The 19,807-nt window shown below is 61.4% G+C and carries 18 protein-coding genes and 1 pseudogene; 6 read left to right on the top strand and 13 right to left on the bottom strand.

Going from position 1 to position 19,807, the window contains the following annotated elements:
* Positions 1-5: 5 nt before the first annotated feature.
* On the bottom strand, positions 6-641 hold the full coding sequence (gene upp / locus HMPREF1257_RS10645) for a uracil phosphoribosyltransferase (RefSeq protein WP_034659637.1): 636 nt from the start codon (positions 639-641) through the stop codon (positions 6-8).
* A 57-nt stretch (positions 642-698) separates the two neighbouring features.
* Between upp and HMPREF1257_RS10640 the strand changes: the two genes are divergently transcribed.
* The 3 genes from HMPREF1257_RS10640 to HMPREF1257_RS10630 are packed head-to-tail and all read left to right on the top strand — an operon-like array spanning position 699 to position 3,179.
* The gene (locus HMPREF1257_RS10640) at positions 699-977 is read left to right on the top strand and encodes a hypothetical protein (RefSeq protein WP_023025380.1); all 279 of its coding nucleotides are present in this window, start codon (positions 699-701) and stop codon (positions 975-977) included.
* Complete coding sequence (locus tag HMPREF1257_RS10635) at positions 978-1,886, top strand: C40 family peptidase (RefSeq protein ID WP_023016832.1); 909 nt, start codon at positions 978-980, stop codon at positions 1,884-1,886.
* Positions 1,887-1,940: 54 nt separating this feature from the next.
* A complete protein-coding gene (locus HMPREF1257_RS10630; RefSeq protein ID WP_023025378.1) occupies positions 1,941-3,179 on the top strand; it encodes a hypothetical protein in 1,239 nt (412 codons plus the stop codon).
* 159 nt (positions 3,180-3,338) lie between these two features.
* Here HMPREF1257_RS10630 and HMPREF1257_RS10625 read toward each other — a convergent pair whose 3' ends face one another.
* The 11 genes from HMPREF1257_RS10625 to HMPREF1257_RS10575 all read right to left on the bottom strand — a co-directional run bounded on the left by HMPREF1257_RS10625 (position 3,339) and on the right by HMPREF1257_RS10575 (position 13,045).
* The gene (locus tag HMPREF1257_RS10625; protein WP_023025376.1) at positions 3,339-4,163 is read right to left on the bottom strand and encodes an alpha/beta hydrolase fold domain-containing protein; all 825 of its coding nucleotides are present in this window, start codon (positions 4,161-4,163) and stop codon (positions 3,339-3,341) included.
* Positions 4,164-4,342: 179 nt separating this feature from the next.
* Positions 4,343-5,020 (bottom strand): type 1 glutamine amidotransferase domain-containing protein, encoded by a 678-nt coding sequence (locus HMPREF1257_RS10620; protein WP_023025374.1) that lies wholly within the window; start codon positions 5,018-5,020, stop codon positions 4,343-4,345.
* A gap of 31 nt (positions 5,021-5,051) precedes the next feature.
* The gene (locus tag HMPREF1257_RS10615; RefSeq protein WP_232208570.1) at positions 5,052-5,963 is read right to left on the bottom strand and encodes an adenosine deaminase; all 912 of its coding nucleotides are present in this window, start codon (positions 5,961-5,963) and stop codon (positions 5,052-5,054) included.
* A 46-nt stretch (positions 5,964-6,009) separates the two neighbouring features.
* Positions 6,010-6,906: an RDD family protein gene (locus HMPREF1257_RS10610; RefSeq protein WP_023025370.1), complete on the bottom strand. Its 897-nt coding sequence runs from the start codon at positions 6,904-6,906 to the stop codon at positions 6,010-6,012.
* Between the two features lie 55 nt (positions 6,907-6,961).
* The gene (locus HMPREF1257_RS10605; protein WP_023025368.1) at positions 6,962-8,041 is read right to left on the bottom strand and encodes a YhjD/YihY/BrkB family envelope integrity protein; all 1,080 of its coding nucleotides are present in this window, start codon (positions 8,039-8,041) and stop codon (positions 6,962-6,964) included.
* A 94-nt stretch (positions 8,042-8,135) separates the two neighbouring features.
* Entirely contained in the window at positions 8,136-9,167 is a 1,032-nt protein-coding gene (trpS, locus tag HMPREF1257_RS10600) for a tryptophan--tRNA ligase (protein WP_023025366.1), read from the bottom strand.
* 11 nt (positions 9,168-9,178) lie between these two features.
* Positions 9,179-9,658 carry a DinB family protein gene (locus tag HMPREF1257_RS10595; RefSeq protein ID WP_023025364.1) on the bottom strand — a complete coding sequence of 160 codons (480 nt, stop codon included), beginning with the start codon at positions 9,656-9,658 and terminating at the stop codon, positions 9,179-9,181.
* A gap of 15 nt (positions 9,659-9,673) precedes the next feature.
* Positions 9,674-9,865, bottom strand: coding sequence for a hypothetical protein (locus HMPREF1257_RS10590; protein ID WP_023025362.1), 192 nt, complete (start codon positions 9,863-9,865; stop codon positions 9,674-9,676).
* A gap of 50 nt (positions 9,866-9,915) precedes the next feature.
* The gene (locus tag HMPREF1257_RS10585; protein WP_023025360.1) at positions 9,916-10,863 is read right to left on the bottom strand and encodes a trimeric intracellular cation channel family protein; all 948 of its coding nucleotides are present in this window, start codon (positions 10,861-10,863) and stop codon (positions 9,916-9,918) included.
* On the bottom strand, positions 10,863-11,756 hold the full coding sequence (locus HMPREF1257_RS10580; RefSeq protein ID WP_023025358.1) for an exodeoxyribonuclease III: 894 nt from the start codon (positions 11,754-11,756) through the stop codon (positions 10,863-10,865). Before HMPREF1257_RS10580 ends, HMPREF1257_RS10585 begins: the two co-directional genes overlap by 1 nt.
* Before the next feature lie 35 nt (positions 11,757-11,791).
* Positions 11,792-13,045, bottom strand: a complete 1,254-nt coding sequence (locus HMPREF1257_RS10575; RefSeq protein ID WP_051138418.1) for an MFS transporter — start codon at positions 13,043-13,045, stop codon at positions 11,792-11,794.
* Between the two features lie 191 nt (positions 13,046-13,236).
* Between HMPREF1257_RS10575 and HMPREF1257_RS10570 the strand changes: the two genes are divergently transcribed.
* From HMPREF1257_RS10570 to HMPREF1257_RS10560, 3 genes and pseudogenes are all read left to right on the top strand, one after another.
* Entirely contained in the window at positions 13,237-15,450 is a 2,214-nt protein-coding gene (locus tag HMPREF1257_RS10570; RefSeq protein WP_023025354.1) for an NADP-dependent isocitrate dehydrogenase, read from the top strand.
* 198 nt (positions 15,451-15,648) lie between these two features.
* Positions 15,649-17,070 (top strand): PepSY domain-containing protein, encoded by a 1,422-nt coding sequence (locus HMPREF1257_RS10565; protein WP_023025352.1) that lies wholly within the window; start codon positions 15,649-15,651, stop codon positions 17,068-17,070.
* Positions 17,071-17,125: 55 nt separating this feature from the next.
* Positions 17,126-19,195, top strand: a pseudogene (locus HMPREF1257_RS10560) (M3 family metallopeptidase).
* On the opposite strand, the gene pdxT reads toward HMPREF1257_RS10560, so the two are convergent.
* Positions 19,192-19,806, bottom strand: coding sequence for a pyridoxal 5'-phosphate synthase glutaminase subunit PdxT (gene pdxT / locus HMPREF1257_RS10555; protein ID WP_232208572.1), 615 nt, complete (start codon positions 19,804-19,806; stop codon positions 19,192-19,194). The pseudogene HMPREF1257_RS10560 and the gene pdxT overlap by 4 nt on opposite strands.
* Position 19,807: the final 1 nt, after the last annotated feature.

The raw sequence follows: 19,807 nt of genomic DNA, 5'->3' as shown, positions 1-19,807 counted from the left end.
CTAGCTTAAAGATCGATATTGCGCGGGCCGTAGAGGCGATCGCCGGCATCGCCAAGCCCCGGCACGATATAGGCATCCGCATTGAGTTCAGGGTCAATGGCGGCGGTGACGAGGCGGACGGGAAGGCCCGATTCCTCCAGCGCATCCACGCCATTTTGGGCCGAGACCATGCAGATGGCGGTGATATCGGTAGCGCCGCGGGCGGCCAAGAGGCGCAGGGCATGCAGCAGGGATCCGCCGGTGGCCAGCATGGGGTCAACGACGAAGACGGTGCGCCCGGTCAGGTCTTGCGGCAGCGCCTCCAAATACGGCACGGGCTCGTGGGTTTCTTCATCGCGCGCCATGCCGATGAAGCCGACCTGGGCATCCGGAATCATCGACAAGGCGGGATCCACCATGCCTAGGCCTGCACGAATGATGGGCACGATGATGGGCGGATCCTGCAGGCGGGTGCCTTGTGCTGTGGCAACCGGTGTTTCGCAAGCGAAGTTTTCTACCGCCAAATCGCGGGAGGCTTCATATACGAGCATGGTTCCCAGGTCCTTGAGCGCGGCGCGAAAAGCGGAGTTATCACTGCGGGCATCGCGCATCAGGGTCAGGCGGGAAGCGGCAAGCGGGTGGTCTACGACGTGGATATCCATGCCCACTACTTTAAACTTTTTGGGAACCACTTGGGCCATTGGCCAGTCCAATAGGGCATGAGACCATTTCAGATAGATACCGCCCACGCCCGCCATTTAGCCCGTGACCTGCACGCGAACGCGCAGGGAGACAATCCACCCCACCCGGCATTGCCCGAAGATTCGGCCTTTACCGGGTTCAATGAGACCGTTCATGCCGCCTTAGACAATATTGGGGCGCGGATGACCATGCTGCGCCACGATATGGGGCACATCGCGCAGTCTTCCTTCCAGATGTCGCGCGAGGCGGAAGACTCCGATGCGGCGCTGCGCGACTTACTCGGGGCGGCGATCTAAGTGCTTGCTACCGCCATTAAAAATATTGCCGCGCTGCAGCCTTCGCCGCTTCCCGATGTCCAACTTCCCCGCGTCCCAGATCTCTCCGCCGCCCAGCCGCTGGCGGATATCGCGCACGGTGATGCCTCGCAGCTTATCGCCGCCGCGGATCTCCTCACCGGCGATAACGAGACCATCTCCGCAGTACTTAACCAGGCCCGCGGCCTCGTTACGGCGGCTGCCGGCGATATCTTTGGCATCGGCACGCGGCTCATCCAGGCCGCTGCGCCCATCGCGATGGGATTAATCTCCCTCGATCCCGCCTCCCGCGCCGCGGCCCTTGCCTCGCTTCGCACCGTGATAGACGAGCACATTGGCTTGGCGATGGCCCGGGTCAACCGCCTGAAAGACGAGCTCACCACCACCGCCGCGGCCCTGTTGCCCATCTCCCAGCGGCCGGTGGAATCAGCCGTTGGCCAGCCCCAGCAGGCCACGGCCGCCGCGGCGACGCATACCGCGGTGGCTCCTCCGGCGGAGCTCGGTGCTGCACCCGCGCCGCACGCATCAGCGGGCGCAGAAGCTGGCTCAGAGGCAGGCCGCGCGGCCGTGGCCGCGGCCAAGAGCCAGGTGGGCCAGCCCTATACCTGGGGCGGAACCGGCAACGGTGGCTTTGACTGCTCAGGGCTTACCCAGTGGGCCTATTCCCAAGCGGGGGTGGATATACCACGCACGGCGGACCAGCAGGCCATCGGCAAGCAGGTCAGCGCCGATCAGCTCCAGCCCGGCGATCTGGTGGTCTGGGATGGCCATGTGGCGATGTATTCCGGCAATGGCGAGATTGTGGAGGCCGGCGACCCTGTGCAGACCAACCCGCTGCGCACGAATAATATGGGCATGCAATTTAAGGGTTTTTGGCGGCCGACTGCCTGACAAGGCCCCGGCAATTCCGCGCGGCAGCTGGGGCGTTGGGTAGACTAAAAGCTCATGAGTACCCGTGCGATTGTGCCTATTAAGCTCTCCTTGACTGAGGGCGATTTTTATACCCTCTGGGCGCCCAAGTGGCGCGAAAATGGCTCCGAGTGGCAAGCCTTTTTGGGCGACGATGACTCCGTCTTGGTCTTCGACTCCCCCGCTGAGATGCTGTGCTACCTGGAGTCCGATGCCAAGCATGACCTGCTAGATCACCCGCAGTGGGAACAATTTGCCGCCCGCCCAGCCCACCGCGTTACCCCAGCCAAGCGCGATGAATACGATCTGATTGGCATGCCGGAAGCCCTCGCCGGCCGCCCCAGCCACGCCAATGTCGCAACCGTAGCGCGCAACCTCGAGGTGGCATCTGCGCTTGCCGATGTCGCCGCTGCCGAACAAACCACCATCTTCTTCGCCACCCACTCCATCCTGCGCAACGTCTCCCGCGGCGCCGATCACTACTCCGGCGAGCAGGGCCTGAATGAGTGGACAGGCGTCGGACGGGTCATCTTGACCAACTGGAAAAAGGTCATCGCGGATTTGGATAAAAGCGTCCGCGTCGTTCCTAGCGATGAATTCGACGCCTCCGCTATCTCCGATGCCGAAACCCGCATCTCCGAGGCCGCGGGCGCCGCCGACGCTGCCGCCAAGGAAGCCGAAGAAAAGCGTAAGGCCGCGGCGGAAGCCGCCGACCCTTATGACGAGTCCCCTTGGGCCGCCGCCGGAATCGACCCGATTAAAATCACCGCACAGTCCAAGTCCGTCTACACGCTGCGCACCTACTTGGACGGCAAGCCCATCTTCTTAGGCAAATGGGGCGAAATCTTTACCTTCGATTCCTCCAAGACGCTGGTGCGGTGGCTCATCGATAATGATGACCACGACTTGGCGCGCGTGTCCACCTGGGAGGACGTTGTCACCGCCGCCAATGCCGGTGAACTCGAGGTCCAGGTCCACCCGGATAACCAGTACTCCTTTAATGGCATCGTGCGCGATATTGAAAAGGGACCGGAAGCGGTCGACTCCGACCAACTAGCCCGCTGCTACGAGGTCTGCGCCGATGCCGCGGACTGGGCCGGGGACGATTCCATTAACTCCTATATGCTGGCGAACCCACGCTTGCAGGACTACCTCGGCTACATGCTCGGTTCCACCGAGCACGCAGGCTACGTGCCGTCGAAGCCGTATAACGAGCATGCGGAGTCCTGGAAGGGTCTTGAGAACATGCTAATTAAGCGTTTTTCCCGCTTTTAAGTTTTTACTCTGCCCTGCGGACTACCGGCTCTAGCTACCTCAGCTGCCGGGAGCCGTTACTAACAGAAGACCGCCCCAGTCCAACCACTCCTCACAGTGGAGCGTGGACTGGGGCGGTTGCTGCATTTTCACCTACACCTCATTCCGCATCAAGTGCGGCTAGAGGTGGGAGCCGAGGTGCTCGATAAGATCTCCCAGCATTCTGCGCGATTGGGGCGCGCGCGGGCGTACCTGATCGAAGCCGTGATAGGCACCTGCATATACATCAAGTGTGGTCTCGACTCCGGCATCCTGCAGTGCGGTAGCAAAGGCCACAGATTCATCATGAAAAAGGTCGATGTCTCCCACGCCGATCCACGTGGGCGGCATCCCCGAGTGATCCGAACGCGTCGCCGGCGATGCATACGGCGGCAACGGGGTTCCTAAATGGTCCTTTCCTAAGTACATATCCCAGGCACCGCGATTTAAGTTCGGCGGACAAATAAACTGCCCCACCGCACCCTCTTTAACAATGGTGCGGTGATCAAGCATTGGATAGACCAATCCAAGCGCTCGAATGGGATGATCTTCATCCACCGTGCGCTGGGCAAGGCCTGCGGCCAAGCCGCCACCGGCGCTATCGCCAGCGACCGCAATGCGCGAAGTATCCGCGCCTAGCAGCTCACCGTTTTCCTGCATCCAGCGCAATGCGGCATAACACTCTTCTAAATCCGCAGGAAAAGGTTTCTGCGTGGATTTGTGATAGCGCGGTGCGATGACAATGGCCCCCAGCTCCGATGCGATGAGCGAAGTTTGGGGATCATGCATCGCCGGACCACCGAGCAGGTGTCCTCCACCGTGAATCCACATCACCACGGGACGTGGCTCGGCCGGCGCTCCATCTCCGCGTGGAGTAATAACGCGGGCACGGAATGCTTGGTCTTCAAAAGAACAAGATAGCTCTTCGATGTCCACCGGGCGCCACTTCGGACGAGCCACGTCCATATTGGCAAATAGCCTGCTCGTTCGAGCGAATCGATCACCCGAGAGCAGGTGCAGCGGCAGGTACAGTAATGGGCTGCGAAGCTCAGGTGCAACGCTGCGCAGATAAGGACGACGGCTCTTTATATATGCCGCCGCCCCAACTACCGCGCTACCTGCAGCGAGAGCTTTCAGCGCCCGCATTAAAAGTCGCGCAGGATGCGCTGTGCCAAAGGCTCAGACGATGCCGGGTTCTGACCGGTGTACAGGTTGCGGTCAACCTCAACATAAGGCTGCATCGGATCGGTCTGCTTAAAGTCAGCGCCAAGCTCGCGCAGGCGGGTCTCAACAACCCACTTGGCAGCGGCGATGGTCTCCTCGCCCTCTTCGGCGTTGGTAAAGCCGGTCATGGTGTAGCCCTTGAGTGGCCAGTTGTCATTGTCCAGCGCGAGCAATGCGGCCGGTGCGTGGCAAACCAGGGACAGGGCGCGACCGGACTCGATGCGCTCCTGCAGCAGCTTGGCGGAGTCCTGGTCATAAGCCAAGTCCTCCATCGGGCCGTGGCCGCCGGGGTAAAAGACGAGGTCGTAGTCAGCTTCCTTAACATCGGCCAGGTTCAGTGGGTCTTCCAGGTCTGGACCGATTTCTGCGAGGTAGTTCTCCTGCTCGGCGCGGTCGCCCTCAGACAATACCTCGAGGCTGTACTCGTCTACCACGGGTGCCTTTGCGTTCGGCGTAGCAAAGTCGATATCCCAACCCGCGTTCTTAAACACGCGGTGCGGAGCGATGAGCTCCTCGGCCCAGTAACCGGTAGGACGGGCGCTGCCATCAGCCAGCGTCCACTTATCAGCGGCGGTAACAACGAATAGTGCGGAAGGCATGTCTTCCTCCTTTATGTAGATTAACTATCTATTACTCTTCGGAAGGGTTGTCATTCAGGTTTATTGAGAACCCGGAATCTTGGAGCGACTCCTCAGTATCGGGACCGGCAAGTTCCGGATCGGAGAGGTCCTCGTAGGCCGGAAGGACAACGGTCTCAAGGATACGCTGCCTTGTCTCCTCCGTGCCGAAAATATTTTCAATCGCCTTCACAGTGAGATCGAAAAACTCCTCCAAGCCGTATCCAAAGGTCTCGCTCAATGCGAGAAATTGCCTGCTCAGAGTGGAATCGCCGGAAGAAACGGAACAGGTAAAGCCAAGCTGCTGCAACAGCGGCAGCGGATGATCCGTCAGTTCCTCAACGTCGTCCACGGGCGAAAATACCAATGGAATGTGTCGGTCGCGGATCCATTCGGAGGCCTTGCCTGGGCGGATTCCATCGACATCGGCGGTGAAATCATCAATCATATTCACCGGTTGCAGCAAGCGGTTGACGCCGGCCTGCGCCGCGCTTTCGGTGGCGGCGAAATCCTCACCCACCGCGATTTGGGTAGGCAGGTACTTCGTGCGGAACTCCGCCGCGGCGGCAGCACTCCCCTCCGGCAGGGTGTAACCCGCAACGCCCGCAGCATCCCCTGCGTTAGCCGCCGGCTCTGCCGCCTCGAGGACAAACCGTACCTCAAGATCGCCGAAGCGTTCCGCGGCCACCTCTCGTACGACTGCGGACGTATCGAAAGAATAAGCCGCGGGGTTGAGCTGCAGCTCGGCGTAGACCACGTGGTCATCGGCAAGCTGGGCACACTGCTCGCGAATATCCGCGTTCAATTCCTCCGCGGTGCTGGCCTGCGAGCGGACCGGTTCCCACAGGGATACCTTAGGAAGTTGTTCCACCACGCTCTCGGCGGAATCCTTATTTTCGGGGCTAATTAAAGGTGCATCATGCATGCGCACCATCGTAGGCATCCGCCCCAAGATGCGCCATGCCAGCGTTCTACTTGCGCGGCTTCCTCTTGACCACTTCTGCGTTTGCGAACTCGTCGTGGGAACCGCGCCGGTTATTTTCCTCATTAATGGTGACTGTGTGCACCACCGCGCCCATCAGGCCCACCAATTGCCCGATTCCCGGGACCACGTTGATAAGGCGCCACCACTGGCGCTTTGCGGACTGGCTGAGGCTGAGCTTTTCCTTCGTATCGACATCCCGCACGGTATAGCCGGCAAGAATCTTTGCCGGGCTAGCGCCCAACCACACTTCGCTGCCCAGAACGTAGACCACCATGACGATGCAGAAAACGACAAAGGACAGGGCTTCTACATCCGCGAGCTCGTCGACGACCGCGCCAAACGCACTGCTGATGCCACCAGCCAAGAAGAAGTCCAAGATGCCCATGCCAATGCGCGTGCTTTGCGATGGCCGTTCCTGTGCCTGGTGCTGGAACGGCACCGGCGGGGCAGCGAACGACGGCGACACCTGTTGCTGCGGTGATGCGTGCCGAGCGAATGGGTCTTGCGCGTACGGGGAACTATACGGGCTGGGCTGGGCAAAATCCGGCGCCCGCTTCGGACCACCCTGCGATTGATCGTGGAAGTTTGACTGCGTGCGCGGTGCTGGAGACCACTGCCCCACCGAACTCAGCGTGCCGAGCTCGCCCCACGTCGGGCGAAGGCCGGTGCGCAATGCTTCATCGTATTCGGCCCTCTTTTTCGCCGAACCCAGGATGCTGGCCGCTATGCGCAGCTGTACACGCCGCGGCTCATCGGGGTTATATCCTTGCTGCCCGAGCTTGATATCTTTTGCTTCCAATAAAACGGAAAGCTCATCCTCGCCACCACTGCGGTCGAGGTCCCACTTTTCGTAGAAGTCTGGGGCAATATCATCGGCGTTCATAGTGTCCTATCTTAAAGGTAAAGAGCGCAGCGATCCTCACCCGTAGGGAGGATTTTTATTTCCGTCGGAAAAGCTTCGCCACACCCACGGCCGCAGCGCCCAGCGCCGCGCCCACGCCGAAGACCGCACCTGCTGGTGCGCCCTCACGTACCTCGTTGCGCACGCGAATAACGGCAGGTTCTGGAACCGGCGGGTGCGCGTACTTCAGGGATTCTGCGGTCGTCGCAGTCCATGCGGAAATATAAAGCACCACGCGCCACACCAAGTACATGACAATCATCAAAACGATGACCGGACCAAAGACCGCGCCGGCCGGACTGCCGGTGGCAGAGGACATGATCACTGTGGACAGCTGCTTGATAGCCTCGAACGCCACCGCACCGATGGCGGCGCCGGTAAAGCCGGACTTCTTAGGCACCTTCGTGCGTGGCAGGATCATAATCAGCCACCACATGACGATGAAATTGGCGATAAGGCCCAGCAACAAGCCACTGAAGAAGAAGACATAGCCCATGCCCGGGAAGGAATCGATGCCTAAGAGGTCAAAGATCTTCTGTGTAAGGCCGGAGGAACCAGCAGCGGTCACACCGAAGGCGACGACAAAGGAGATGATCAGGCCGATAAGCCCCAGAAGGTCCGAGAACTTCTTTTTCAGGAAGGAGCCGCCGTCATTGGCATCGATGCCCCACATGGCAGAAATGCCGATGCGCAGGTGATTCATCCATCCCAGTCCGGACCACAGGGTGGTCAAACCACCAATTCCGAACATGGCACCGCGCTGGTCGATGGCCGTATCCAAGATCTCATTGACCGATTCGCTGAGCTTCCCGTCAATGGAGTCCGTGATATAGGACTGGAGATCATTGAGCAGGTCCTCGCGGTTAGCAAGGACAGCGGCGATGGTGGCCACCAGCAGCATCGCCAACGGGAAGATAGACAGAACCGAGTAATAGGTAATGCCAGCGGAGAACTGGTTGCCCCCCTCTGCGGCATAGCGCTCCTGCATACGCATGAGGTGGTCAACAATTGGCGACTTGCGCCGTACCTTATCTATCGCTCCCGGGTCATCGGCGTTCGCGCGCTCGATGCCGTAGTGGTCCGTCTTCTTAGAGGAGGATTGCGTGGTGGTGGACACGTGCTTCCCTTCTTGTTCGCACAGCGCTTATCCCGTATAGCGTAGCTGGCAAACACCCACTTGTCCCTCCGTGGGGTGGGTTAAGGGGTACCTACTACCTGCGCGGGCGGGGAAGGAAGCCGACTTTTTCATAGACGGCATCGACAAGCGGCTGCGCTACTTCCTGTGCGGTCTGGGCGCCGCGCTCCAAAATGCGCTCCAGCTCGCCGCGATCCGCCATGAGCTCGTCATAGCGCTGCTTAAGCGGCGTGGTGAAGGCCTCAAGCGCCTCCGCAGTATCCACCTTCAGGTGACCGTAGCCCTGGCCGGCGTACTTCTCCACCAAGGAGTCGATGGACTCGCCAGTCAGCGCGGACTGGATGACCAGCAGGTTCGATACGCCCGGCTGGGTTTCCCGGTCGAAGGCGACGGCGCCCAGGTCATCGGTCACTGCGGACTTGATGCGCTTGGCAGAGGTCTTCGGGGCGTCGAGCAAGTTGACCAAGCCCTTCGGATTTGGACCGGACTTAGACATCTTGGACGTCGGATCCTGCAGGTCATAGATCTTCGCCGCGCCCTCCGGAATGAATGGTTCCGGTACATGGAAGGTCTCGCCGTATTTATTATTAAAGCGCTCGGCCAGATTTCGGGTGAGCTCCAAGTGCTGGCGCTGATCCTCGCCCACCGGCACGTAATCCGGGGAGTACAGAAGGATATCGGCCGCCATCAAGATGGGGTAGGTAAAAAGACCTACCGAGGTGCGGTCGGCGCCGCGCTTGGCGGATTTATCCTTGAACTGCGTCATGCGGGAGGCCTCACCGAAGCCGGTCAGGCACTGGAATACCCAGGTCAGCTCCGCATGGGCGGGCACGTGGGACTGAACGAAGAGGGTGGACTTCTCCGGGTCAATGCCCAGCGCGATGAGCTGAGCTGCACCGGCCATAGTGCGGTTGCGCAGCTCCTCCGGATTCTGCTCCACGGTAATCGCGTGCAAGTCCGGGATGAAGTAAAAGGCATCGTAGCCTTCCTGCAGGTCGATCCACTGCTTGAGCGCTCCCAGGTAATTTCCCAAATGATAGGAATCAGCGGTGGGCTGAATGCCGGAAAGTACGCGGTATACGGAATTAGATGCAGTGGAATCAGTCATGTCAGTTAATGTTACTCCGTCATTTTTGCTTGTTGATTGGCCGCCCCAAGATGCTGCGCGGCGTCATCAAAAATCGAGACCAGCCGGACACCGCGGGTAACGTGCGGCGTCCACGAGGTGTCGATCACGTCATCGAGGTTGTCATCCTCCAGCGAGGACACATACGCCTTGACCTGCTCCAATGCTTCCTGGGTATAGCTGCGGAGCTTGCCGATGTCCTGCGTGGTTACCGCACGCGCTTCCTCCGCCGATTGGCCATAGCCCATGGCATCCGGCAGGTCGAGGTCGTAGCGCTGCCACAGCTCTTCTTCCCCCGTCAGCTGCGCAAGCTGCAGGTCTGCCATGCGGCCGGTGTGCCATAGCAGCCACGTGATGGAGTTCGGGTGGTCACCAAAGTGCGCATTGGCGGTCTCGTTGCTCAGCTCCGGCAAAGCGGCTAGTGCATCGAGCGGGCGTTGTGCCATGTCCGTGAGCAGATCGATAGCTTTCATCGTCAATCCTTTCTCTTAGACCTTGCGGGAAGTGGGGCTGACGATGTCCATGAAAATGGCGAAACCGGTCACCATGAAGGCACCGCCGACACCCATGAGGACGATGGGGCCCAAGAAGGCGAAGGACGGTCCGACAGCAGTCCACCACCAGATGCTCAGGGCGAGGATTACGGCGCCAAGGACAAAAGGAATAATTGCGCGAGCCATGAACTTTCTCCGTTGCAGATTTCGAAATTTTTAACGTGTTTATATTAGCACTACTGCTTGTGCTTGGGGGTCCTTTGCCTGCCCACATCCTCCTTGTTGAAGGTCCATTGCTGCTGCACATCCACTCCCCTCGCCCCAGGTGAGTGCTTGCCGCTGGGGCGGGTAATCGATGAGTGGGCAGTCGGCCGCGCAATCCGGTTGCTATTTAACTCTTCCAGGCTTAGTGGGGAAGAAAAATTGCTTGCGGTGCGCTTGCCGCGGCCCAGCGGCCGAGTGATGGGGCTGGCGTAACGGGTGGCCGCGCCTGCCTTCCGCTTGGCCCGGCGGGCGCCATCGCGCACGATCCGCGCCGAAAGCCGAAGGCGCGGATCCATCTGTTGCTCGCCGTCGCGGTACTCGAAGACCGGCAGGCCCTTCTTGAAGTAGATAGCAGCAAGGCGCGCGGTAAAGCAGACCAAGGCGGTGATGATCGCTGTGGGTTCCTCCGATAGCCCGGCGCGCAGGAGGATCATGTACAGCCCGGCCGCGAGGATCGAGATGGCCGCATAAAACTCGCCGGAAAATACCAGCGGAATGCGGTCTGAGAGTAGATCGCGCAGCACGCCGCCGAAAACGCCGGAAATAACCGCTGATACCGAGGCGATGATGAAGCCATAACCCAAATGCGCGGCAATCTGGGTGCCCAGCACGGAAAAGACCGCCAGCCCCAAGGCATCGAGGATGAGGAAGAGGTGGCGGAAATAGTGCATGAGGAAGGACATGCCCACCGTGACGATGGCGGCGGCGATGACGATGACCAGATAGATGGGGTGTTCCACCCAGGTCAGCGGTGGATCCGCAAGCACGATATCGCGGACAGTACCGCCACCCAGTGCCGTGATGGCGGCGATCATCGTCACGCCGAAAAGGTCCAGCTTTTGCCGTCCGGCCGATAGCGCAGCCGTCATGGACTCGGCGGTAATACCAATGACGTATAGGACGCTAAATAGCGGCGACATTAGACGTATTCCACTAGCAGCGGCGAGTGATCGGACCAGCGCTGCTCCACGGTCGGAGCCTTATCCACCCATGTGCGCTGCGCGCGATCGAGCAGCGGCTGGGTTGCGGCTTGGTAGTCGATGCGCCAGCCTGCATCGTTATTGAAGGCCTGGCCACGATAGGTCCACCAGGTATAGGGGCCTTCGGCCTCGGGGTGGAGCCGGCGCGTAACGTCGAACCACTGCGGTGCGGTGGCCGGCTCCCACGGGGTGGTGCCCGCGTAGTCCACGACGCCAAGCCACTCGCCCAGGTTCTTTTTCTCCTGCGGCGCCTCATCCGGGAAGCTGCCGAAGACATGGTCCATAAAGGCGCGCTCTTCTGGCAGGTGGCCGGCCTTCTTCTCGTTGGCCTTATTATTCTTCAAGTCCTGGGCGCGGTGGCAGATATTCCAGTCGCCGCCGATGACCATGTCCTTATTGGCGTTTTCTGCCAGCACGGAATCGAATTCATCCAAGAAGTGGTACTTTTCATCCTGCTTCGGCGAATCGGTATCCCCGGAGGGCAAGTACAGCGAGGCCACGCGGATATCGCGGGTGGTAGCGGCAATCCAGCGGCCGGCGTCGGTGAAGGAGCCGAAGCCGACTTCGACATCGGCAAGCGGCGTGCGGGAGAGGATGCCTACTCCGGCGCGGCCCTTGGCGGCGGCATCGGCAAGCTCCAAGTGCCAGCCCGCCTCCAGGGCGGGTGCCAGGGCCTTTCTGGCTTGATCCGGGGTGGCGCGGACCTCTTGCATCAGCACGATATCGGCCGGAGTCTGTTCCAGCCAAGCGTTCATGCCGGGGTTGTTTTCGTTGCGCTGCTTGCACGCGGCGCGGATTCCATTGACGTTGACGCTAGCGATGGTAAGGCTCATGGTGCTCCAGAATATAGGCGTGTGCGGTGGTACTTCTAGCTGCGGCCTGCAAGGCGTTTTTTATCCCACATTGTTATCGCCCACACAACGCAACCCGCGGCCGCCAAGCCGGCGCCCGCCAGCGCCGGGGCGGAATAGCCTAGGCCCGCACCGACGACGATGCCGCCGATGGTCGCACCGGCCGCGTTCGCGATATTGAGCGCGGACTGGTTGAGCGCGGCGGATAAGGTCTGGGCATCGCCCGCCACGTGGACCAAGCGCAGCTGCAGCGACGGCACCAACGTGGAGCCCATAAACGCCACCATGCCAAAGCAAATGGTGGCCGGGATGGCGTGGCTGGACAGGAAATAGAAGGCCGTGAGGATGATGATCAAGCTGGCTAGGGCGAAAATGATCCCGAATTCGAGGTTGCGGTCCGCCAACCAGCCGCCGAAGGCATTGCCTATCGTCATGCCAATGCCGTAAGCCATGAGCACGACCCAAATCAGGCTATCGCTCAGGCCAGCGACCTCGGTCATGGTCCAGGAAATATACGTGTAGACGGAGAACATGCCGCCGAAACCCACCACGCCCATGATGACGGTGAGCCACACCTGGCTGTTTTTGAAGGCACCGAACTCTGTGCGGATATCGGTCTGTTTCATCTCCGTCATGTGCGGCATGAGGAAGAACAGAGCCACGGCGGTAATAAGCCCGATGACCACAACCACCAGGTAGGCCGCGTGCCACCCCAGCGCGGACCCCAGGGCCTGTGCCGCGGGCACGCCGATGACCGTGGCGATGGCAAGCCCCATGCCCACAAAAGCCATGGCCTTGCCGCGCCCACCGGGAGGGGCCATCGACGCCGCGGACAGGTTAGCCACGGAAAAGTACGCGCCGTGGGGCATGCCGGCGATGAAACGGGCCACCATGAGCACCCCATAATTCGGCGCGAGGACCGACAGCAGGTTGCCCACCACCAAAAAGCCGATGAGCAAGAGGATGAGGCGGCGGCGCGGGAGCTTGCCGGTAAACGCCGCAATCAGGGGCGCGCCGACCACCACGCCGAGCGCGTAGGTGGTAATTAGCGTGGAGGCGGTATCTTCAGAAACCCCAAAATCCTCCGCGATCAGCGGCAGCAGGCCCATCGAAACGAACTCGGTGGTGCCGATGGCAAACGCGCCAAGGGCCATCGCCACCATGACGATGGTGCGGCGCGTCGTAGAAATCTCCGTCTGGCGGGGCAAAGGCCGACGTTGAATGCGGTGTTCGTGGGCGCTGCGCGGGCTTAACTGATCGATAATTTTCACGAGGGGCGACAATACACCCCACCTGCGCATAAAGCATGTTCAGGGCGTGGACAGGTGAAGAGATTGCCCCAGCGCATGGCCCCGTGACCGATGCCACCCAGCCCCAGAATGTACCGAGCGCTCCACATGGAGCGGACAAAATCGGTAATCTGGTCACCTGAAGAAATTTTCCCACATTTAATAGGAGAATCATGGCTAAGATTACGTGGACCCGTACCGATGAGGCGCCGCTTCTGGCGACCTACTCCCTCAAGCCCATCGTGGAGGCCTTCGCTTCCACCGCGGGCATTGACGTAGAAACCCGCGATATTTCCCTGGCTGCCCGCATCGCCGCGCAGTTCCCGGAGCGCCTCACCGAGGACCAAAAGGTGGAAGACGCCCTGGCTGAGCTGGGCAAGATGGCCAAGACCCCAGAAGCTAATATCATCAAGCTGCCGAATATCTCGGCTTCCCTGGTGCAGCTGAAGAAGGCCATCGCTGAGCTGCAGGCCGCCGGCTACGACCTGCCTGATTACCCGGATAACCCGTCCACCGACGAGGAAAAGGACATCGCGGCCCGCTACGATTCCGTCAAGGGCTCCGCCGTTAACCCCGTCCTGCGTGAAGGTAACTCCGACCGCCGCGCGCCGGAGGCCGTGAAGAACTTCGTTAAGAAGCACCCGCACCGCATGGGCGAGTGGTCCAAGGATTCCAAGACCAACGTCGCCACCATGGACGATAACGACTTCCGCCACAACGAGAAGTCCGTCATCATCCCTGAGGAAGACACCCTGTCCATCGTGCTGAAGACCACCGACGGCGAGCAGACCCTACTGCCGGAGCTGCCGGTTCTGAAGGACGAGGTCATCGACGGCACCTTCATGTCCGCCAAGGCCCTGGATGAGTTCCTGCTCCAGCAGGTCAAGCGCGCCAAGGAAGAGGGCGTGCTTTTCTCCACCCACCTGAAGGCCACCATGATGAAGGTCTCTGACCCCATCCTCTTCGGCCACGTGGTGCGCACCTACTTCGCCGACGTCTTTGACAAGTACGGCGACGAGCTCATCTCCGCCGGCCTCAACGGCGAAAACGGCTTGGGTTCCATCTTGGAGGGCCTGGACAAGCTCGACAATGGCGAGGAAATCAAGGCTGCCTTCGAATCCGCGCTTGCCGATGGCCCCGATCTCGCCATGGTCAACTCCCACAAGGGCATCACCAACCTGCACGTGCCTTCCGATGTCATCATTGACGCCTCCATGCCGGCAATAATCCGCACCTCCGGCCACATGTGGAACAAGAACGATGAGGAGCAGGACACCCTCGCCGTCATCCCGGACTCCTCCTACGCCGGCGTGTACCAGGCCGTCATCGAGGACTGCAAGGAAAACGGCGCCTTCGACCCCACCACCATGGGTACCGTGCCAAACGTCGGCCTGATGGCCAAGAAGGCCGAGGAGTACGGCTCCCACAACAAGACCTTCAAGGTGCCGGCAGCCGGCACCGTTGAGGTCCGCAACTCCAAGGGCGAGGTGCTCATCGAGCACGACGTCGAGGCCGGCGATATCTGGCGCGCCTGCCAGACCAAGGACGAGCCGATCCAGGATTGGGTCAAGCTCGCCGTCAACCGCGCCCGCCTGTCCGGCATGAAGACCATCTTCTGGCTCGACCCAGAGCGCGGCCACGACCGCAATATCCAGTCCCTGGTGGAAAAGTACCTGAAGGACCACGACACCGAGGGCTTGGACATCGAGATCCAGGATCCGGTCACCGCTACCAAGACCTCTATCGAGCGCATCCGCCGCGGCGAGGACACCATCTCCGTGACCGGTAACGTGCTGCGTGACTACAACACGGACCTCTTCCCCATCCTCGAGCTGGGTACCTCCGCAAAGATGCTGTCCGTGGTTCCACTGATGGCAGGCGGCGGCCTCTTCGAGACCGGTGCCGGCGGCTCCGCCCCGAAGCACGTCCAGCAGGTGCAGGAAGAAAACCACCTGCGCTGGGATTCCCTCGGTGAGTTCCTGGCGCTGGCCGAGTCCTTCCGCCACGAGAACCAGACCAACGGCAACGAGAAGGCCGGCGTGCTGGCCACCACCCTGGACAAGGCTACCGAGCGCCTGCTCAATGAGGGCAAGTCCCCATCCCGCAAGGTGGGCGAGAACGACAACCGTGGTTCCCACTTCTTCCTGGCCACCTTCTGGGCCGAGGAGCTGGCTAACCAGACCGAGGATGCCGATCTCGCGGCCGCCTTCAAGGATGTCGCCTCCGAGCTTTCCGGCAAGGCCGATGAAATCTCCCAGGCTCTTATCGATGCCCAGGGTGAGCCCGCCGACCTCGGCGGCTACTACTGGCCCAACGACGAGAAGACCTCCGCCGTCATGCGCCCTGTCGCACAGTTCAACGAGATCATCGATGGACTGAAGAAGTAAGAGCTTCTTCACCAGCTAATTTTCACCGCGCGTTCCCTTTGCAGGGCGCGCGGTGTCGCCGTTTTCGCCCCTTCAATTTCACACAACTGAAAAAATTTTTCACCTTCCGGGAACCAGGGTTGCCTAAGTTCCGACTATTAGTGCAGTTGATATCAGCACCCATGCAACTGACCACTAAGCACGAAAGAGAACTATTTTATGAGTCGGACGGCTCTGCGTTCCTTCATCCAACGCATACACTTCTACGGCGGCATGTTCGTCGGCCCCTTCATCCTGATCGCAGCATTGACCGGCTGCCTCTACGCCCTAGCGCCGACCCTGGAAAAGTTTGCTTACCGCGACGTCATGACCGTTGAGGAAGTAAATAACCCGGTAAGCCTGGAGGACCAAATCAGCGCTGCCCAAAAGGAGCACCCGGATATGCCGGTCTCCCAGGTATGGCCGGCGGAATCGGCGACGGACTCCACGCGCGTGCTGGTGGCAGATCCGGGCATCGACGAGAGCCTGCAGCGCACCGTCTTTATAAACCCGGCCGATGGCGAGGTCATCGGTGACTACCCCACTTATTCCGGCCTGGGCGAAATGCCGCTGCGCCGCTGGATCTCCTCGCTGCATGAAAGCTTCCACCTAGGCCAGCCGGGCGAGCTCTATTCCGAGCTAGCCGCCTCCTGGCTGTGGGTCTTAGCCTGCGGCGGCCTTTACATGTGGTGGATTCGCCGCCGGCCCAAGAAGGCTGCCGCACCGCTAAAGAAGCAGCCACAGCGCTCCAAGCGTTGGAAGGCCACCCGCCTGCACTCCACTATGGGCGCTTGGATCTTCATCGGGCTCATTGGCCTGTCCGCCACCGGCATCACCTGGTCCCAGCTGGCCGGCGGAAACGTCAATTCCGTGGTGGAGAAGATGAACTGGAAGGCCACACCAGTAGACACCGCGCTGGCCACCGATTCCTCCGCCGATGCCGCACACGATGCCCACGCCGGGCACGAAGGCCACGGCGCCCACGGTGCCCACGGTGGGGATACGGAAGCTGCGGGCGAGACACCGGATCCGGAGGTCGTCGCCGAGCAGGCAGAGCGCGTCTACGCCACCGGCCGCGCGGAAGGCCTGACGGGCCCGCTGCGCTTGTACGCCCCGGAGGACACCGACTCGGGATGGAAGGTGAGCGAGCGCTGGGTCGAGTGGCGCTACACCTCCGATGAGATCTCCATCGACGGTTCCACCGGCGAGGTCATCGACCGCCTGCCTTTCTCCGAACTGCCGCTATTTAGCAAGCTCAGCAGCTGGGGTATCTACCTGCACATGGGCATCATGTTTGGCCTGCCGCTACAGATTGCACTCTTCGCCCTCGGCCTCGCCATTGCCGCCATGGTGGTTCTGGGCTACTACATGTGGTGGAAGCGTCGGCCGCAATTTGCACCTGGCTCCAAGCGGCACTTCTCCTGGGCAACCACCGGCCTGGGCGCTCTCTTTGCCGCAACCGTCGGTGTATTTATCCCACTTTTGGGCATAACCCTTGCCGCATTCCTCGTACTAGATATCATCTTGATGAATACCGGGAAACGAAAAGCCACGCCGCCGCAGAAGAAGGATGAAGACGCGGAGCTCGTTCCCGTGGGCTAGCAATCTTAGTGAATACCATCACACAGGGTGGAGTTAATGGGTACATTGGTCGCTTATGACTAACCCATTACTCCACCCTTCATCGTTGCCCTACCAACTCCCGCCCTTTGCAGAGATTAAAGTCGAGCACTACCGACCCGCCTTCGACGAAGCGCTCGCGCGCCACGACGCCGAGCTCACCGCCATTTCCGAAAACCCCGCCGCCCCCACGTGGGAAAACACCGTAGAAGCCCTCGAGCGATCCGGCCAAGACCTCGACCGCGTCATGGCGGTCTTTGGCAACCTTTCTGGCACGGACGTCACCGATGAGATGGAAGAGATCGCCGCCGATATCTATCCGCGCCTGTCCGCTCATTACGACGCGATGTACCAGGACGAAAAGCTCTACCAGCGCATCAAGGACGCCACCCCGCCCGCCGGCGATGAGGAGGGCGCGCGCCTGCACGAGTACCTGCTGCGCACCTTTGCGCGCCAGGGAGCGGATCTCGATGCCGCCGGCAAGGCCCGCCTCTCCGATATCAACCAGCGCCTCTCCGCCCTATCTGAGGAATTCGGCCGCAATCTCATGGCCTCCACGCGCGAGCGCGCCGTCGAGTTCACGGAGGAAGAGCTCGAGGGCCTGCCGCCGGAACGCATCGCCTCAGCCAAGGCGGATGCCAAGGCCCTAGGCCGCGAAGGCTACGTCATCCCGCTCGAGCTGCCTACCGTGCAATCGGAGCAGTCCCGCCTGGCTCGGGAGGGGGCGCGGAAGAAGCTCTATGCGGCATCGGCAAGCAGGGGCTCCGAGAACAACATTCCAGGGCTTATCGAGGCCGTCCAGCTGCGCGCCGAGCGCGCCGAGCTGCTGGGCTATGCCTCCCACGCCGATTACGTGATCGCGGAAGAAACCGCTGGCAGCGCCGACGCCGCGCGCGACATGCTCGCAGACCTCGCTCCCGCCGCCGCGGCCAATGCCGCCGGCGAGCACAAGCTGCTAGCCGAGGAAGCCACGCTCAACGAGCAAGACTTCCACGCCGCCGACTGGCCCTACTGGGAATCCAAGGTCCGCGCCCGCGACTTCTCGCTCGACGAGGAGGAACTGCGCCAGTACTTCCCCCTGGACAAGGTCCTTACCCAGGGCGTATTCGCCGCCGCCGAGCGCCTGTACGGCATTACCGTTGCCCCGCGCGAGGACCTGGAGGGCTATGCCGAGGGCGTGCGCGTCTGGGAGGTGCTCGACAAGGGTGTCGAACACAGAGATAACGTCGAGCACGAAGATAAGGGCGAGCACGGCGATAAGGGAATTGGCCTGCTGCTCACGGACTACTTCGGCCGCCCCACCAAGCGCGGTGGCGCGTGGATGAGCCAGTTCGTGGGCCAATCGGGCCTGCTGGAGCACAAGCCGGTCATCGTCAACGTGCTGGGCATTACCAAGCCCGCCGATGGTTCCCAACCCCTGCTGAGCCTGGACGAGGTGCACACCCTCTTCCACGAATTCGGCCACGCCTTGCACGGGCTGCTTTCCGATGTCCACTACCCCACCTTCGCCGGCACCAACGTCCCGCGCGACTGAGTGGAATTCCCCTCGCAGATCAATGAGAACTGGGCGCTGGATAAGCAACTGGTCAAGCAGTATGCGCGCCACGTCGACACCGGCGAGCCGATTCCCGATGAGCTGCTCGATGCCGTGACCGCCGCCTCCGAATTTGGCCAGGGCTTTGCCACCTCGGAGTACTTGGCGGCCTCCATTATCGATTTGGCGTGGCATTCGCTCAGCGCCAAGGATGCCGCGGCACTTGAGGCCACCCCGGAGGCCGTGGATGCTTTCGAGGAGGAGGCCCTGCGCGCGGTGAGGTTGGATAACCCGCACATCGCCCCGCGCTACCGCTCGACGTACTTCAACCACATCTTCGCCGGCGGCTACTCCGCGGGCTACTACTCCTACCTGTGGGCCGAGGCGCTCGATGCCGATGGCTTCGAGTGGTTCAAGGAACAAAGCGATCTGCGCGCCGCAGGACAAAAGTTCCGGGACCTCATCCTCTCTCGCGGCGCTTCCCGCGATTTCGGCGCGGCCTACCGCGACTTCCGCGGGCGCGATAAGGACGTCGCGCCGCTGCTCAAGCGCCGCGGCCTCTCCGGCGCCTAGCGGATACTAGCCAGCCAGGCGGCGTGCACGCGCGCCTCATCGTTTTCTTCCGGGTGAAAGCTCAAGGCGGTGACGGCGCCGTGGCGCACGCCGACGACCGCTTCCTCCGCGCCGTCGTGCGACACGGTCGCGATGACCTCCACGCCTTCACCGACGCGGGTGACCAGCGGGGCGCGGATGAAGCTCGCCTCGATGGGCAGCGTTTCTTCCCCGACCACGACCGGCACGGTGCGCTCGGCGGAAAAGCGCTGGTTGCCAAAGGCATTGCGCCGCACGGTGATATCGAGCAGCCCCAGGGTCTGTTGGCCCGGCGAGGGGTTATCCAGCTCGCGGGCGCAATAAATCAGCCCGGCGCAGGTGGCGAGCACGGGAAGGCCGTGGTCCACGGCCGCGCGCAGCGGACCTGCCACGCCGAAGGTGCGGGCGAGCTTGTCGATGACACTCGACTCCCCGCCCGGAATCACCAGCCCATCCAGGCTCTCAAGGTCGCGCGGCACGCGCACTCGGCGCGTGTCCGCCCCCAGGCCTTCGAGGATGCGCAGGTGCTCTTCCACGCCGCCCTGCAGCGCGAGCACCCCGATCGTGGCGTTTGCTTCTTCTGGGTGTGCCACG

Origin of the sequence: Corynebacterium sp. KPL1814 (assembly GCF_000478175.1) — a bacterium.
GTDB lineage: Bacteria > Actinomycetota > Actinomycetes > Mycobacteriales > Mycobacteriaceae > Corynebacterium.
Note: the sequence above shows the minus strand (reverse complement) of the source record. Positions and strands in the feature narration are given on the sequence as shown.

Coding starts and splice junctions, on each gene's coding strand:
- HMPREF1257_RS10630 (WP_023025378.1), top strand. CDS start 1,941: ATGAGTACCCGTGCGATTGTGCCTATTAAGCTCTCCTTGACTGAGGGC.
- HMPREF1257_RS10580 (WP_023025358.1), bottom strand. CDS start 11,756: ATGAGCCTTACCATCGCTAGCGTCAACGTCAATGGAATCCGCGCCGCG.
- HMPREF1257_RS10590 (WP_023025362.1), bottom strand. CDS start 9,865: ATGGCTCGCGCAATTATTCCTTTTGTCCTTGGCGCCGTAATCCTCGCC.
- upp (WP_034659637.1), bottom strand. CDS start 641: ATGGATATCCACGTCGTAGACCACCCGCTTGCCGCTTCCCGCCTGACC.
- HMPREF1257_RS10565 (WP_023025352.1), top strand. CDS start 15,649: ATGAGTCGGACGGCTCTGCGTTCCTTCATCCAACGCATACACTTCTAC.
- HMPREF1257_RS10615 (WP_232208570.1), bottom strand. CDS start 5,963: ATGCATGATGCACCTTTAATTAGCCCCGAAAATAAGGATTCCGCCGAG.
- HMPREF1257_RS10595 (WP_023025364.1), bottom strand. CDS start 9,658: ATGAAAGCTATCGATCTGCTCACGGACATGGCACAACGCCCGCTCGAT.
- HMPREF1257_RS10610 (WP_023025370.1), bottom strand. CDS start 6,906: ATGAACGCCGATGATATTGCCCCAGACTTCTACGAAAAGTGGGACCTC.
- HMPREF1257_RS10585 (WP_023025360.1), bottom strand. CDS start 10,863: ATGTCGCCGCTATTTAGCGTCCTATACGTCATTGGTATTACCGCCGAG.
- HMPREF1257_RS10640 (WP_023025380.1), top strand. CDS start 699: ATGAGACCATTTCAGATAGATACCGCCCACGCCCGCCATTTAGCCCGT.
- HMPREF1257_RS10620 (WP_023025374.1), bottom strand. CDS start 5,020: ATGCCTTCCGCACTATTCGTTGTTACCGCCGCTGATAAGTGGACGCTG.
- HMPREF1257_RS10625 (WP_023025376.1), bottom strand. CDS start 4,163: ATGGACGTGGCTCGTCCGAAGTGGCGCCCGGTGGACATCGAAGAGCTA.
- HMPREF1257_RS10570 (WP_023025354.1), top strand. CDS start 13,237: ATGGCTAAGATTACGTGGACCCGTACCGATGAGGCGCCGCTTCTGGCG.
- trpS (WP_023025366.1), bottom strand. CDS start 9,167: ATGACTGATTCCACTGCATCTAATTCCGTATACCGCGTACTTTCCGGC.